Origin of the sequence: Variovorax sp. WDL1 (genome assembly GCF_001541225.1) — a bacterium.
Lineage (GTDB): Bacteria > Pseudomonadota > Gammaproteobacteria > Burkholderiales > Burkholderiaceae_C > Variovorax.
The window spans coordinates 1-15,030 of the sequence record NZ_LMTS01000274.1 but is presented as its reverse complement, the minus strand read 5'-3'; the positions used below and the strand labels follow the sequence as shown (position 1 = coordinate 15,030).

At 66.0% G+C, this 15,030-nt stretch carries 14 protein-coding genes; 12 read left to right on the top strand and 2 right to left on the bottom strand.

The features are described from left to right. Positions 1–246: 246 nt before the first annotated feature. The 11 genes from APY03_RS33685 (at position 247) to APY03_RS33635 (ending at position 11,288) form a co-directional block, all read left to right on the top strand. Complete coding sequence (locus APY03_RS33685; RefSeq protein ID WP_068684182.1) at positions 247–1,242, top strand: Bug family tripartite tricarboxylate transporter substrate binding protein; 996 nt, start codon at positions 247–249, stop codon at positions 1,240–1,242. An 18-nt stretch (positions 1,243–1,260) separates the two neighbouring features. Next, on the top strand, positions 1,261–2,235 hold the full coding sequence (locus APY03_RS33680; RefSeq protein WP_068684181.1) for a Bug family tripartite tricarboxylate transporter substrate binding protein: 975 nt from the start codon (positions 1,261–1,263) through the stop codon (positions 2,233–2,235). A gap of 4 nt (positions 2,236–2,239) precedes the next feature. Beyond that, positions 2,240–3,934: a thiamine pyrophosphate-dependent enzyme gene (locus APY03_RS33675; RefSeq protein WP_232081270.1), complete on the top strand. Its 1,695-nt coding sequence runs from the start codon at positions 2,240–2,242 to the stop codon at positions 3,932–3,934. After that, entirely contained in the window at positions 3,931–5,352 is a 1,422-nt protein-coding gene (locus tag APY03_RS33670) for an aldehyde dehydrogenase family protein (protein ID WP_068684179.1), read from the top strand. Before APY03_RS33675 ends, APY03_RS33670 begins: the two co-directional genes overlap by 4 nt. A gap of 13 nt (positions 5,353–5,365) precedes the next feature. Continuing rightward, complete coding sequence (locus APY03_RS33665) at positions 5,366–6,052, top strand: fumarylacetoacetate hydrolase family protein (protein ID WP_083944749.1); 687 nt, start codon at positions 5,366–5,368, stop codon at positions 6,050–6,052. Beyond that, positions 6,049–6,786: a fumarylacetoacetate hydrolase family protein gene (locus APY03_RS33660; RefSeq protein WP_068684175.1), complete on the top strand. Its 738-nt coding sequence runs from the start codon at positions 6,049–6,051 to the stop codon at positions 6,784–6,786. The genes APY03_RS33665 and APY03_RS33660 overlap by 4 nt, the downstream gene beginning before the upstream one ends. A gap of 3 nt (positions 6,787–6,789) precedes the next feature. Further along, complete coding sequence (gene hpaE, locus APY03_RS33655) at positions 6,790–8,247, top strand: 5-carboxymethyl-2-hydroxymuconate semialdehyde dehydrogenase (protein ID WP_068684173.1); 1,458 nt, start codon at positions 6,790–6,792, stop codon at positions 8,245–8,247. A gap of 14 nt (positions 8,248–8,261) precedes the next feature. Further along, complete coding sequence (locus APY03_RS33650; protein WP_232081271.1) at positions 8,262–8,582, top strand: aromatic ring-opening dioxygenase subunit LigA; 321 nt, start codon at positions 8,262–8,264, stop codon at positions 8,580–8,582. Between the two features lies 1 nt (position 8,583). Then, complete coding sequence (locus APY03_RS33645; RefSeq protein WP_068684169.1) at positions 8,584–9,402, top strand: extradiol ring-cleavage dioxygenase; 819 nt, start codon at positions 8,584–8,586, stop codon at positions 9,400–9,402. 39 nt (positions 9,403–9,441) lie between these two features. Then, on the top strand, positions 9,442–10,242 hold the full coding sequence (gene hpaH, locus APY03_RS33640) for a 2-oxo-hept-4-ene-1,7-dioate hydratase (RefSeq protein ID WP_068684167.1): 801 nt from the start codon (positions 9,442–9,444) through the stop codon (positions 10,240–10,242). Positions 10,243–10,316: 74 nt separating this feature from the next. Continuing rightward, positions 10,317–11,288: a Bug family tripartite tricarboxylate transporter substrate binding protein gene (locus APY03_RS33635; protein ID WP_083944740.1), complete on the top strand. Its 972-nt coding sequence runs from the start codon at positions 10,317–10,319 to the stop codon at positions 11,286–11,288. A 448-nt stretch (positions 11,289–11,736) separates the two neighbouring features. Here APY03_RS33635 and hisC read toward each other — a convergent pair whose 3' ends face one another. Both hisC and APY03_RS33625 read right to left on the bottom strand, forming a co-directional pair. Beyond that, positions 11,737–12,855: a histidinol-phosphate transaminase gene (hisC, locus tag APY03_RS33630; RefSeq protein ID WP_083944748.1), complete on the bottom strand. Its 1,119-nt coding sequence runs from the start codon at positions 12,853–12,855 to the stop codon at positions 11,737–11,739. A 5-nt stretch (positions 12,856–12,860) separates the two neighbouring features. Beyond that, complete coding sequence (locus APY03_RS33625) at positions 12,861–13,832, bottom strand: Bug family tripartite tricarboxylate transporter substrate binding protein (protein ID WP_068684163.1); 972 nt, start codon at positions 13,830–13,832, stop codon at positions 12,861–12,863. A gap of 107 nt (positions 13,833–13,939) precedes the next feature. On the opposite strand from APY03_RS33625, the gene APY03_RS33620 reads away from it, so the two are divergent. Further along, positions 13,940–14,890, top strand: coding sequence for a LysR family transcriptional regulator (locus tag APY03_RS33620; protein ID WP_068684161.1), 951 nt, complete (start codon positions 13,940–13,942; stop codon positions 14,888–14,890). The last annotated feature ends 140 nt before the right edge of the window (positions 14,891–15,030 follow it).

The window sequence follows — 15,030 nt, the reverse complement described above, 5'->3', positions numbered from 1 at the left end:
CGCTTGGCTGCGACGCGCGACCTTTCTCCTTCCCTATTCATTTCCGGTTCCCGCGCGGCCAATCCGGTCGTTCGGTTGCTGTCGTCCGCTCGGTCCGAACGGCCGCGGCGAACGATCTGTATCGCCTCCGCGTTGACGGCTGCTGCTGTGTCCGTATAATGGACCCATAGTCCAGCTGGCGGACATCATAAGCAACATGGGCGCACTCAGGTGCGCCTATCCCCGTGCCCTACAGGAGACATTCCCATGGTTCACTCTTTTCGATCCACTCGTCGCCGCCGCGCGCTGGCGATGCTGGTGTCGGCCGTCATGGCCATTCCCGGCGCCAACGCGCTCGCGCAGGCGGCGTATCCGGATCGCCCTGTGAAGATCGTTGTGGGCTTTGCGCCCGGCGGCACCAACGACATCCTCGCCCGGCTCGTCGCCGCCAAGCTGCAGGACAGGCTGAAGCAGGGCTTCGTCGTGGAGAACAAGCCCGGCGCGAACTCCGCCATCGGCAACGACTTCGTGGCCAAGGCGAAGGCGGATGGCTACACGCTGCTCGTCTCGTCGAGCGGCGGGCTGACGACCAACCCGATCCTGATGAAGAGCTTGCCGTACGACCCGGTGAAGGACTTCGAGCCGATCGCCCTGTTGGGGTCGTTCCCGCTGGTCGTGACGGTCCCCGTGTCGTTGCCAGTGAAGAACTTCGCCGAACTCGTTCAGTTCTCGAAGACCTCGAAGGACGGCAGGCTGGACAACGGCACGCCGACCACATCGTTCGTGCTCGTTGCGGAAACCCTCACGGCCGCCGCAGGCGTGAAGTTCAATCACATCCTCTACAAGGGCTCCGGTCCCGTCGTGACGGGCCTGCTCGGTGGCGAGATCCAGGTCGGCGTTCTGGACAGCCCCGCAGTGATCACGCAGGTCAAGGCCGGCAAGCTGAAGGCGCTTGCGGTCACGACAGGCAAGCGCTCGGCGGCATTGCCGGATGTGCCCACGGTGGCGGAATCGGGGTACCCCGGCTACGACACTCCCATCTGGACGGCGCTGATGGCGCCGAAGGGCACGCCCGAGCCTGTGCTCACCAAGCTGCGCGAGGCGGTCTCCGAAATCCTCAAGGAGAAAGACACCACCGACAAGATGCATGCGTTGGGGCTCGATCCGGGCGATGCCGATTCGACCGCGCTGGGGCGCCGCATCGCGGCCGACATCGAGCGATGGACCGGCGTTGCCAAGGCAGCCAACATCAAACCCGAATAACGGACAAGGAGACCAAGGATGTTCTGCTCGTACTCGCGCGCGCTCGGTGCGTTTGCGCTCGCCACCCTCGCGGCCGTCGGTGCTCACGCGCAAGGCTATCCAATTAAGCCTGTGACGCTCATCGTGCCATTCGCACCAGGCGCATCGGCCGACGGTATTGCCCGGATCGTGGCGCGGGAGCTGTCGCAGGTGCTCGGTCAGCCGGTGGTGGTCGACAACAAGCCCGGCGCCGGGGGTGCACTGGGTCTGATCGCAGTCACGAAGGCGCCCGCGGACGGCTACTCGATCGGCATGGGGGCGACGGGTGCCATCGCGATCAATCCGCATCTGCCGGATGCGCCCCCGCTGAAGCCCGAGAAAGACCTCGTGCCGGTCGCCAAGGTGGCGGACATCCCGTTGGTGCTGGTCACCAGTGCGAACTCAGGCCACGGCAACCTCAAGGCCTTCCTGAACCAGTCGCGCACCAAGCCAGGCGGCTTGTCCTACGGCACGCCGGGGCAGTACACCGCGCAGCACCTGTCCGGTGAGTTGCTGGCCTCGATGACGAAGGTCCCGATGACTGCCGTCGCGTACCGCGGCAGCGCGCCGGCGGTGACAGATCTGCTCGGCGGCCAGGTGCCCGCCGCCGTGGTGGACCTGACCTCGGCCTACCCTCATGTCAAGGCCGGCAAGCTGGTGGCTCTTGGCGTGACCAGCGCCAGCCGCAGCAAGATCGCCCCGGAGATTCCCACCATCGCTGAAGAGGGAGTGCCTGGCTACGCCGCGCCTGCGTGGATGGGTCTGTTCGCCCCGGCCAGAACGCCGAGCGCGGTGACGACGCGGCTGTCGGACGCGCTGAAGGCCATCATGGCCAAGCCGGAAGTCCAGTCGCAACTGGTCGCCCTGGCCGCCGAGCCCGTGTACATGGACGGCAAGGGCTTCGGCGAGTTCATTGCCGCGGAATCGAAGAAGTGGGCGACCGTGGTCGCCAAGCTCCCCGCGCCACAGAAATGAACAAATGAAGATGGAAACACCCAACACAGTGACGGGGGGGCAGTCCCTGGCGGCAAGCCTCGTGCGCCATGGCATCCGTGACCTCTTCATGATCCCCGGCATCCAGCTCGACTGGGCCGTGGACGCACTGCGCCAGCGCAGCAACGAGGTGCGGCTGTACATTCCGCGCCACGAGCAGACCACGACCTACATGGCCGACGGCTACTACCGCGCTTCGGGCAAGGTCGGCGCGGCCATGGTCGTGCCCGGCCCGGGCGCGCTGAATGCGGGGGCAGGGTTGTCGACTGCCTACGCGTCGAATTCGAAGGTCCTGTTCATCGCGGGGCAGATTCACTCCACCGGCCTCGGCAAGGGTTACGGGCTGCTTCATGAGATCAAGGACCAGACTGGTTTCGTGCGCGGCCTGACGAAGTGGAACCATCTGGTCACCTCGTCCGCCGACGTCGCACCCGCGTTCGATGCGGCGTTCGCCCAGCTCGGCTCTGGACGTCCGCGGCCGGTGGGCATCGAAATCCCCCATGACTATTTGAGCGCCAAGGTGCCTGAAGATCTGGGCGTCGCAAGCAGGGCGGAGGCACCCGCGCCGGCGGCGCCTGATCCCGTCCTCTTGGACAAGGCCGCGTCCATGCTGAACACAGCGAAGTTGCCGGTGATCTACGTGGGCGGCGGCATCTTCGCCAGCGACGCCAGTGGGCATCTGCGGAAGCTGGCCGAGAAGATCGGCGCACCGGTGGTCATGAGCGACAACGGGCGCGGCGCCCTCAGCGACCGGCACCCGCTGGCGATGAACGCGCTCGCCGGCCGTGCCGTCTTCCAGCATGCCGACGTGGTCCTGGTGGTGGGCAGCCGCTTCGTCGACGCGCTGACGCCCACGGCCTCTTGGACGGCGGGCGGCGTCCGCTATATCCACATCAACATCGATCCCGACGACCTGGGCCCGCCGCGCATGCCGGAGGTCGCGATCGCGGCCGACGCAGCGCTGGCGCTGCCGGAACTCACCGAGCGCGTCTCGCGCCGCCAAGCGCTGTCGACCGCCGACGCCGCCCGCGTCAAGCAATGGGCCCAGGGGCAGATCGACGCCGTGCAACCGCAGGCCGGCTACGTCGCAGCGTTGCGCGAAGCGATGGCCGACGACGCCATCTTCGTCAACGAGTTGACGCAGGTCGGCTACCTGGCCCGCATCGCCTTCCCGGTCTATGGGCCGCGTTCGTACATCGGCCCGGGCTACCAGGGGACGCTGGGCTACGGCTTCCCCGTGGCGCTCGGCGCGGCGGTGGCGAGCGAGGGGCGCCGCGTCGTGTCGATCACGGGCGACGGTGGCTTCGGCTGGAACCTGCAGGAACTCGCCACGGCGCAGCGCTACCGCCTGCCGATCACGCTGGTGGTTTTCAACGATGGCCACTATGGCAACGTGCGCGCCATCCAGAAGCGCGAGTTCGGCGCGGAGGTCGCAGTCGAACTCGCGAATCCCGACTTCGAGTTGCTGGCCAAGGCTTTCGGCGTCGCCTACGCGCACGTTGACAACCCCGCGGCCCTCGGCGCGGCGCTCAAAGAGGCCAACGCGAATGCCGGACCGGTGCTGATCGAGGTCACGATCGGCGTGGTTCCCAGCCCCTGGCACCTGCTGCGCCTGCAGCCGATGAAGGGCATGAGCGGTCCGGCCGCCCCGGCCAATCCGCTCGACGAGGTGTTGCGGTGAGGCGATACGCGCGCTTCTACGCCGATGGGCAGTTCCGCGAGTGCGGGGATGCGCAACGAATGGCGCTCGTCAGTCCCTCGGATGGCACGCGGATCGGCGAAGTCGTCGCGTGTTCCGCGCAGGACGTGGAACTCGCCGTTCAAAGCGCACGCGCCGGCTTTCTCGTCTGGTCCGCCAGCAGCATTGACGAACGCCGCGGTGCGCTGCAGCGACTCCAGCAGGAGCTCGAGGCTCGCGCCGAGGCGGCCACGCGGGCCCTGGCAGAAGAGATGGGCTGCCCGACGTGGCTCGGCCGCTTAATGCAGCTGCCGATGTCATTGAAGGGCCTGCAGTTCGCTGTCGAAGGGTTGGACCAGGTCCAGTGGCGCGAGACCATCGGCAACGGCCTCGTCGAACGCGTCCCCGCTGGGGTCATCGCGGCAATCACGCCATGGAACTTCCCCCTGCACCAGATCGTGGCCAAGGTGGCCGCAGCCATCGGCGCCGGCTGCAGCGTCGTCCTCAAGCCCAGCGAGGTCGCGCCGGGTGCTGCGCAGCTGTTCATGGAAGCCGTCCACGCCTGCAATCTGCCTGCCGGTGTCGTCAACATGGTCTGGGGTGGACCGGATGCCGGCGAGCAGCTGGTGACTCATCCCGGCGTGGATCGCATCAGCTTCACCGGTTCGACCGCCGTCGGCCGAAAGATCATGGCCAGCGCCGCACAGGGCCTGAAGCCGCTCACTCTCGAGCTGGGCGGAAAGTCGGCTGCAGTCCTGCTCGATGACGCCGATCTCGACGTCGCGGTGCCCACCGCTGTGCGACTCGCGATGGCGAATTCCGGCCAGACTTGCGTGAGCCAGTCGCGGCTGATCGCGCCGGCACGGCTCATCCCGGAGATAGTTGAACGTATCCGCGGTGCGATCGCTGGGTGGCCGGTGGGCGATCCACGCGAGGACTCCACGCGACTCGGCCCGGTCGCGACGCAGGCCCAATTGCAGCGCGTGCAGCGCATGATCGAACGCGCACGCGATCAGGGCGCCGAACTGCTGGCCGGCGGGCCGAAGCCGCCGGCTGGGTTCGAGCAGGGCTGGTATGTGCAGCCCACGCTACTTGGCAGCGTCCGCCCGGAGATGGAGATCGCGCAGGAGGAGGTGTTCGGTCCTGTCCTGGCGCTGATTCCCTACCAGAGCGAAGAACAGGCAACGGAAATCGCGAACGGGACCCGATACGGCCTTTCGGGCGCCGTTTGGTCGCGCGATGCCGCCCGTGCCACCACTTTCGCCCGCCGCATGATCACCGGGCAGGTCGTCATCAACGGCGCGGCGCAGAACCTCGCAACGCCCTTCGGTGGTTGCGGCCTCTCGGGCTACGGCCGCGAGAACGGCCGCTTCGGCATCGAAGAGCTCCTCAGCTATCGATCGCTGCACGGCGCAGCCTGACCCACCGATGCCCATGCCATCCACCGACTCTTCCCGTGTTGCGGCAATCGCCGTCGCGACCGTCTACGGGACGCTGCTGAACGACCGCGCCACCGTTGATCGGCTCGCCGAGGCCTTCACGCAGCCCCCTTACAAGGCGCCTCCGAAGGCGCCGGTCCTCTACGTCAAGCCGCGCAACACGCTTGCGTCGGAAGGTGCCGAGGTCGCCATTCCGCCGCAGACGGGCGAAGTGCGTATTGATGCGACCGTAGGCGCGGTCATCGGTCGCCGGGCCACAAAGCTATCTGAAGCGGAAGCGCTTGACTACGTGAGCGGCTATCGGGTGGTCAGCGACATCACGCTGGCGCACGAGAACTACTACCGGCCGTCCATCCAGCTGCGCTGCCGCGACGGCTTCTGCCCGATGAGTGAACCCGTGACTGCGCAAGGCTTCGATCTGGCTTGTTCCACGCTGGTGGTAAAGATCAACGGCCAGCAGGTCCACGAGCGCCGATTCGCGGACCTGGTTCGTCCGTTGCCCCGCCTGATCGCGGACGTCACCGAGTTCATGACCCTGGAAGCCGGCGACGTGCTGCTGGTCGGCCCGCCGGAGGGCGCCCCGCTCGCGCGTCCGGGCGATCGGGTGGAGCTCGAAGTGCCCGGACTCGGCAAGCTGTCCCACACCGTCGTGTTCGAGATCAACGGGGGAGCAAGACAATGAAGCAGGCACGCGTTGTCTACCAGGGCCGGACGCTCACGGCCACGCCCTCGGCGACCGGCTTGCGACTGGCCGACGGAGAGGAGCTCGCCGAGGATCAGGTGACCTGGCTGCCGCCGACGGACTTCGGCACCATCTTTGCGCTGGGCCTGAACTACGCGGACCACGTACGCGAGCTGAAATTCCAGAAGGCACCGGAAGAGCCGCTCGTGTTCCTGAAAGGCCCGAACGCACTGGCGGGCCACCGCAGTGTCACGCACCGGCCCGGGGACGCCACGTTCATGCATTACGAGTGCGAGCTCGCCGTCGTGATCGGCAAGACCTGCAAGCACGTGCCACGGGAGCACGCGTATGACGTCGTTCGCGGCTACACGGTGGCCAACGACTACGCGATCCGCGACTACCTTGAGAACTTCTACCGGCCCAACCTGCGCGTGAAGAATCGTGACGGCTGCACGCCCATCGGCCCCTGGCTGGTTGACAAGGCGGACATACCCGATCCGATGAACCTGCGCCTGCGTACCTGGGTGAACGACAAGCTCACGCAGGACGGCAACACCCGCGACATGGTTCTCGACATCGCCGGGTTGATCGAGTACCTGTCCGGCCTCATGACCCTGAATCCCGGCGACGTGATCCTCACCGGCACGCCGGAAGGTGTCGCGGACTGCAAGTCCGGCGACCGGGTCGTCACTGAAATCGAGGGCGTCGGTGCTCTCATCAACTTCATCGAGTGAATCATGCGTATCGAACACCTGATCAATGGCAAGGCGGTCAAGGGCCGCGACTACTTCGAGACGGTCAATCCGGCCACCCAGGACGTGCTGGCTGAAGTCGCCTCCGGGGGCGAGCAAGAGGTGAACGACGCGGTGGCCGCCGCCAAGGCCGCGTTCACGAAGTGGGCCAGTATGCCCGCGCCGGAGCGTGCCAAGCTGATCGTGAAACTGGGCGACCTGATCGCCGAGCACGTGCCCGAGCTGGCCCGCACCGAGACCGACGACTGCGGCCAGGTGATCGCACAGACGGGCAAGGGCCTCGTGCCGCGCGCGGCCGACAACTTCTACTATTTCGCTGAAATGTGCACGCGTGTGGACGGCCACACCTACCCCACGCCCACGCACCTGAACTACACGTTGTTCCATCCTGTCGGGGTCTGCGCGCTGATTTCGCCGTGGAACGTGCCCTTCATGACCGCAACCTGGAAGGTGGCACCCTGCCTCGCGTTCGGCAGCACGGCGGTGCTGAAGATGAGCGAGCTCTCGCCGATGACTGCTGCCAGGCTGGGCGAGCTGGCGCTGGAAGCCGGCATCCCCGCTGGCGTGCTGAACCTGGTGCACGGCTACGGCAAGGACGCGGGGGAGCCGCTGGTGCGGCACCCTGACGTGCGCGCCATCTCCTTCACCGGATCCACCGCCACCGGCCACCGCATCGTCAAGGAAGCGGGACTGAAGAAGTTCAGCATGGAGTTGGGCGGCAAGTCGCCCTTCGTGGTCTTCGACGACGCCGACTTCGAGCGCGCGCTCGACGCGGCCGTCTTCATGATCTTTTCCAACAACGGCGAACGCTGCACTGCCGGCAGCCGCATCCTGGTGCAGAAGTCGATCTACGCGAAATTCGCGGAACGCTTTGCCGAGCGGGCCAGGAAGATCACGGTCGGCGATCCGCTGGACGAGAACACCATCGTCGGCCCGATGATCTCGCAGGGCCACCTGGCCAAGGTGCGCAGCTACATCGAGCTGGGGCAAAAGGAGGGCGCGACCATGCTGTGCGGCGGACTCGATGTGCCGGCGCTCTCCGACCGCGTTCGGCGCGGCAACTTCGTGGTGCCGACGGTGTTCGCCGACGTGCGCAACGAGATGAAGATCGCCCAGGAAGAGATCTTCGGGCCCGTGGCCTGTCTGATCCCGTTCGAGGACGAAGCCGATGCAATCCGCATCGCCAACGATATCGCCTACGGCTTGTCGAGCTACGTTTTCACCGAGAACCTGGGCCGCGCGCATCGCGTGGCGGCAGCGATCGAGGCGGGCATGTGCTTCGTCAACAGCCAGAACGTCAGGGACTTGCGCCAGCCCTTTGGTGGCACGAAGGCGTCGGGGACAGGCCGTGAGGGCGGCACCTGGAGCTACGAGGTCTTCTGCGAGCCGAAGAACATCGCGGTATCGCTGGGTTCGCACCACATCCCGCACTGGGGCGTGTGATGAGCCTGTATGCCATGCAAAAGCTCCTGTACGCGATGAATCGCGAGGCGGAGGTGCAACGGCGCTATCTCGGCGGCGGAGACGGGCGTGAACGCTTGCTGGCCGAGTACGAACTCGACGACGAGGAGCGCGCTGCCATTCGCAACGGCGATATCGGCAAGCTGTATGTACTCGGCTGCAACGGGCAACTGCTGATGCACTTCGCGCCGCTCTTGGGCCTGCCCTGGGCGGACTACCTCGAGGCGATGCGCGAAGGCGTGCGCAAGTACGGCCCGGTGCGCGCCGGCATCTATGCCATGACCACCGGGACCGGCGAGAAAGTTGCAGGAGTGTGATATGAGCCTTGTTTTCGCTGGCGTCTGCAGCCACGCCCCCGGCATCACCGGCCGCGCCCACCTGGCCGACGCGGCCGTGAAGGACGAATTCCACCAGCAATTCCACCGGATGGGCGAACAGCTTCGGGCCAGCAAGCCCGACGCGGTGATCGTCGTCGCCGCCGAGCACTTTGCGAACTTCTTCATGAACAACATGCCGGCGTACGCGATCGGCATGGCCGACCACTACGAAGGGCCCATCGAAGATCCGAAGTGGTTGGGCATCGAGAAGCACCGCGTCCCAGGCAACGCCGCACTGTCGCAGCGCCTGGTCCGGGAAGTGATGCAGACGGTGGACGTGGCCTATGCCGAGGAGTGGAGGTTCGACCACGGGATCATGGTGCCGCTGCACTTCCTCACGCCGGCCTACGACCTTGACGTCATCCCGGTCAACATCAACTGCCAAGGGCCGCCACTGACCCCGCTGCACCGGGCGTGGGCCTTCGGGGAGGCGCTGCGCCGTGCCTGCGACAAGCTGCCGGAGCGCATCGCGCTGGTCGGCACCGGCGGCATCTCGCACTGGCCGGCCACGCCGGATTCGGGCAAGGTGAACGAGGCCTGGGACGCCGAGTTCATGGACCGCTGGTGCCGCAATGATCGCGACGCCATGCTCTCGTACTCCGACGAGTCGACGTATCGCGATGCAGGGCAGGGCGGCTTCGAGATCCGCACTTTCCTCACGGTGGCTGCGGCGGCCCGTGGCAGAGGTGAGATCCTGCACATGAAGCCGATCCCGATCTTCGCGGTGACTTGCACTGCAGCAACGATGTCCGTCGCGTAATCGCGCCTTACCCCGCACTCCCTCTCCAGCAAGGACGCCATGTTCGACACTGAATTGATCGCGAAACTCGCGGCCGAACTGCACCAGAGCGAGACATCGCGGGTGCAGGTCGAGCACTTTTCCAAGCGCTATCCCTGCATGACGATCGAGGATGGCTACGCCATCTCGCGCGCCTGGGTTGCCATGAAGATCGCTGAAGGCCGCACGGTGCGCGGCCACAAGATCGGCCTCACCTCGCGCGCCATGCAGCAGGCCAGCCAGATCGACGAGCCCGACTACGGCACGTTGCTGGACGACATGTTTTTCGAGCCCGGGGCCATTCCGTCGCAGCGATTCATCGCGCCGCGCGTGGAAGTCGAGCTCGCCTTCATCCTGAAGAAGAGGCTGCACGGCCCGCGTGTCTCGGTGGATGAGGTGCTGGACGCGACCGAGTACGTGACTCCCGCGATCGAGATCATCGATTCGCGTATCGAACAGCTCGACCGCCACACCAAGGCGATGCGCAAGGTCTTCGACACCATCTCGGACAACGCGGCCAACGCCGGCATCATCCTCGGCGGCCGCAGGGTGGCGCCGAAAGAGGTCGATCTGCCGTGGTGTGGCGCCATCCTGAGGCAAAACGGCATGGTCGAAGAAACGGGCCTCGCCGCGGGCGTTCAGGGGCACCCCGCAGTCGGCATCGCGTGGCTCGCGCAGAAGCTTGCGCCCTGGGACGAGTGTCTGGAGGCGGGGCAAGTGGTGCTGGCAGGTTCGTTCACGCGTCCGATCGCGGCGCGCAAGGGCGACGTGTTCGACGCGGACTACGGCCAGCTCGGCCGTTTCAGCTTCGAGTTTGTGTAAACGGAGGCCGGCCTCGAGCCTCGAGAGCCACTGCGCGAGGTCCGCACGCGCACGGCCGATAAATGGAGACCCAGATGAAATCCAGAAGATCCTTCATGGCCGCCGCAGCGGCCGCATGGGTGGCACCGATGGCGTTGGCGGCGGAAGAGTGGGCTCCCACGAGACCGGTGCGCATCGTCGTTCCGATCGTCGGCAGCACCAACGACGTCCTGGCGCGCCTCGTGGCTCCCAAGCTCCAGGAGGCCCTCGGGCAACCTGTCATCGTAGAGAACAAGCCCGGTGCGGGCGGCAACATCGGCGCCGAATTCGTCGCGAAAGCTCCACCGGATGGACACACGCTGCTGGTCGGCTACAACGGCCCGCTCGCGATCAACGTCTCGCTCTTCGAGAAGATGCCCTACGACCCGTCGAAAGATCTCGCACCGATCACCCTCGCGGTCAAGTCGCCGCAATACCTCGTGGTGAACCCGATGGCCGGCGTGTCATCCGTTGCCGAACTGGTGGCCATGGCGAAGGCCCAGCCTGCAAGGCTGTCTTATGCATCCGTGGCGATGGGAAGCGCTTCTCATCTCACCATGGAGATGTTCAAGTTGGCAGCTGGCATTCAGCTGACCCACGTACCCTACAAGGGCGCCGGCCCCGCGGTCATCGACCTGCTCGCAGGCAATGTTCAGGCCGCCTTCATGGTGCCTGGCAACGTGCAGCAGTTCGTCAAGGAGGGAAAGCTGAAACTGTTAGCGACCACGGGCGAGAAGCGCTTCGTGGACACGCCCGAGATCCCAACCCTCATCGAGCTGGGCTACAAGGAGATGGAAGCGACCGGCTGGGTGGGCTTTCTTGCCGCCGCAGCGACTCCGCGCGCGGCGATCGAGCGCTACCACCGCGAGCTCGTCAAGATCCTCAAGACGCGCGAGATGGCAAACAAGCTGCGCGCGATGCAATTCGACGTGATCGCCAGCACGCCCGAGCAATTCGGTGCGTGGATCCGCTCCGAGACGGTGCAGTGGGGCAAGGTGGTCAAGGCGACCGGCGCCAAGGTTGAATAGCGGTGGGCAGCCTTGAACCTGCTAATGGTTTGCTGGGCATCCGGCGAAATGCGGCGGATGAGCATTTCGCCTTATGTAAAGGTCAGCGGTTGGCAGCGCGTGAGCCCGGACCAGCCATGTACTGGATCGCGGACGCCACTAGGCCCCTCACGCCTATCTTCATTGCGCCTTCGTCCTCCACGAATTCGGGGGAGTGATTGGGTGCGCCGGGTTGTCGAGCGGCTTGATGCCGGTGCCGGCAATGCCGGTCTGAACTTCATGTCTAGGAATGGTCGCCAGCACCTGCGCGATGTAGCGCGCGGTTTCCGAGCCACGACAGCTCGGGGTTCGCGTGGAAGAGCCGGCGCCGTTCGAGGGACCTGCCGCTCGGTTCGGTCGGCCAAGTTCAGCCCGGTCTGCACCAGTGGAACCCAGGGGCCGGCGCGAGCATCTTGGGACGCATCTTCTGTTACTTCTGGGCCCTCAGCGCATGGCGTTCCATATGCAGCGCCTCGATAAGCCGGGCGTTTTCGTCGCTTCGCCCCACCGACAGCCGGGCCCACTCGGCCAATCCATAGTTGGCCACCGGCCGCACGATCAGGCCGTGGCGTTGCAGGCGCTGCGCCATGTCGACGCCGTCGCCGACCCGCGCCAGGACGAAGTTGGCCGACGAGGGCAGTGCCTCGATGCCCATTCGCTGCAAGGCTGCGCCCAGCTGAGCCAGGCCTTGCCGGTTGGCGTCGGCCGTGCGCTCCAAAAAGTCGGTGTCGGCCAGGGCGGCAACGGCGGCAACCTGTGCGCTCTGCGTCACCGAGAAAGGTGCGCGCAGCCGCCGCATCACATCGGCGAAGTGCGGCTGCGCGATGCCGTAGCCCGCGCGCAGGCCGGCCAGTCCGTAGGCCTTGGAGAAGGTGCGGGCGACGATCAGGTTCGGGTGGCGCCTGAGCCAGGCCACCGAATCGCCGCGCCGCTCGGGCGGCATGTACTCGCGATAAGCCTCATCCAGAAGGACCGCCACCTGCGATGGAACGCGCTCGAGGAACGCCTCCACCGCCTCCGGCTCCAGCCAGGTGCCGGTGGGATTGCCGGGGTTAGCGATGTAGACGAGCGAGGTGTCCGGTCCGATGGCATCCGCCAGGCCTTTCAGATCTACCGTGAAGCGGGGCGACGGCACGACGCGCGAGGTGGCACCCACGCGTTGCGCTGCATTGACGAAGGCCTGAAACGAGTACTGCGAATACACCGCGGTGCGCCCGGGCGTGAGGAGCATGCTCGCCGCCATCCCCAGGACGCTTTCCGAACCGGCGCCAGCCACGACCCAGTCGGCGGGCACCTCCAGGTGGGCGGCCAGTGCGTGGGTCAGATCGGCGCAATCAGCGTCGGGGTAGCGCGAGGGGTCGATCGGTTGTTCGGCGAGTGCGAGCAATGCGAGCGGGCTTGCGCCGAGCGGGTTCTCGTTCGATGCGAGTTTGGCGATCTGCGTCACCGGCAGGTTCAGCCGGCGCGCCACCTGTTCCATGGGCAGCCCCGGGACATAGGGCTTCAGCGCGCGGATGTGCTGCGGAAACATCGCTTGATCGTCAGCCATGTTCATCATTCCGGCTTGAAGCCCGAGTCCCGCACCACCGGCGTCCAGGCTTGCAGCTCGGCCGCCTGGAGCTTACGGAACTCGCTGCTGTGCAGGTAGCTGACTTCGATCACCAGCTTGTTCAGCCTGGCCTTGAAGGTGGGGTCGGCCAGGACCTTGCCGATCGCGTCGTCCAACCGGGTCACCACCGCTGGCGGCGTGCCAGCCGGCACAAAGGCCCCGAACCAGCCTTCGATGTCCAGACCCTTGATTCCCTGCTCGGCCAGGGTGGGAACTTCGGGCGCCAAGGCATAGCGCTTCTGGCTGAAGATGCCGACGATCCGGATCTTGCCCGCCCGGGCGTGCTCGATGTGATCGATCACCGTATCCACCCCGGCACCGACATGACCCCCGACCAGGTCGGTGATGAGCGGCGCGCCTCCCTTGTACGGAACGTGAGCCCATTGAATGGCGGCGGCCTTGGCGAACATCAACCCGGCAAAGTGCGACATGCCGCCGGCGCCGGAAGATCCGTAGTTCGCTTGCGTCGGGTTGGCCTTGACCCATGCGGTGAGGTCGCTCGCCGTGCGGATGCTCGACGAGCCTGGCACGGACAGCGCGATAGGATAGCTCGCCAGCTTGGCGACCGGCACGAAGTCGTCGAGCACGCTATAGCCGAGCTTGTCGGCATACACCAGGCTCTGGACCGTGGTGAGCGCGTTGGGGGCGATCATGATTTCGCTGCCGTCGGTCGGTGCACGCTTGAACTGCGCCGCTGCGAGTCGCCCGCCGGCCCCGGGACGGTTGTCGACGATGACGGTGGTCTTCAGCGAGTCCTGCAGAGCCTGCCCAAGGAGCCGCGCCAACGTGTCGGAACTGCCGCCGGGCGGATACCCCACCACCAGCTTGATGGGCGAAGGCACCTGAGATTGCGCTTGCGAGACGCTGACAAGCGCCAGTGCGGCAAGGATCGGGGCAAGCAGACGAAGGCGGCGCATGAGCTCTCCAATGATTCTGAAAGTAGTGGTGCGAATGTGCCGACCTGCGCAGCGATTGACCATAGTTTTTGGACAATCGCGATTCCATTTGGCAATCAGGCCCTGCTATGACACTCCAGCAGCTTCGTGACTTGGTCGCGGTCATCACCCACGGCGGCTATCGCGCCGCTGCGCGCGCGCAGGGACGATCACAGGCCGGCCTGACGAAGAGCGTGGCCAAACTCGAGCGGGAGCATGGGGTCATGCTCTTCGATCGCGGGGGGCAGGGAGCTTCGCTGAACAGCGACGGTGAGCAGTTCGTTCGCTACGCGCAGGCCATCCTGCTGGAAGCAGATCGCGCAGAGGAGTGGCTCAAGGCGCCGCACCGGCGTCGCGCGGCCAGCGTCTCCCTGGGGGTCTCGATCGAGCCTTCGCTCAGGCTCGTGCCGTCTGTTCTGGAAGACTATCGGCGCGTACTGCCCGATGTCACGGTTCGCATGACCCACGGTGTTTCATCGGAACTCATCGCCGGCGTGCGCGAGAACCGGCTCGAACTCGCCGTGTCCCGCTTGCCGGCAGACCTGCACGCGGTGGACCTGAAGATCGATGTCCTGTACGAATCAGAACCTGTGGTCGCTGCGCGGAAAGGACATCCACTCGCCCGTGCGACATCGTTGGCCGAGCTGTGCGGCTGCGACTGGGTCGTGGTGGGCGACCCTTCGCAGCCGGGCGCCAACGACGCGAGCATCCGCGAGCTCTTCGACAACCATTCGCTCGGGCGCCCGCGCATCGCCGCAGTCACGGACTCGCTGTTCGGCGCGATCGCAACGCTCATCGAGTCGGAGTGCCTGGCCCGCCTGCCAAGGACCGCTCTCGATCATCCGCTGGTGGCGGGGCAGCTCGTCGCGCTGCAATTGAGGGAGGCGCCGGGTCAGTACCCTGTGGCGCTTCTGCGCAAGGCATCGCGTCCACTGACTCGCGAGGCGCAGACGCTTGCTGCGATGCTCACATCGTACGCACGCATTTCACGCGGGCTTTCGGCGCCGTCCGGCTATCAGCGTTCCCCACCCCGACGCTGATTGGATTTGTCGGGGCAGACCTCCCCGAGGCCGGATCACGTACGCCGAGGGCATTGGCTCAGTGAGCACGGTCATGTTTGTGATCTTGACCCAGAAGTGCCTAAGGAAACGCTGATCAATAGGTCGCGGCGGGCACGGCC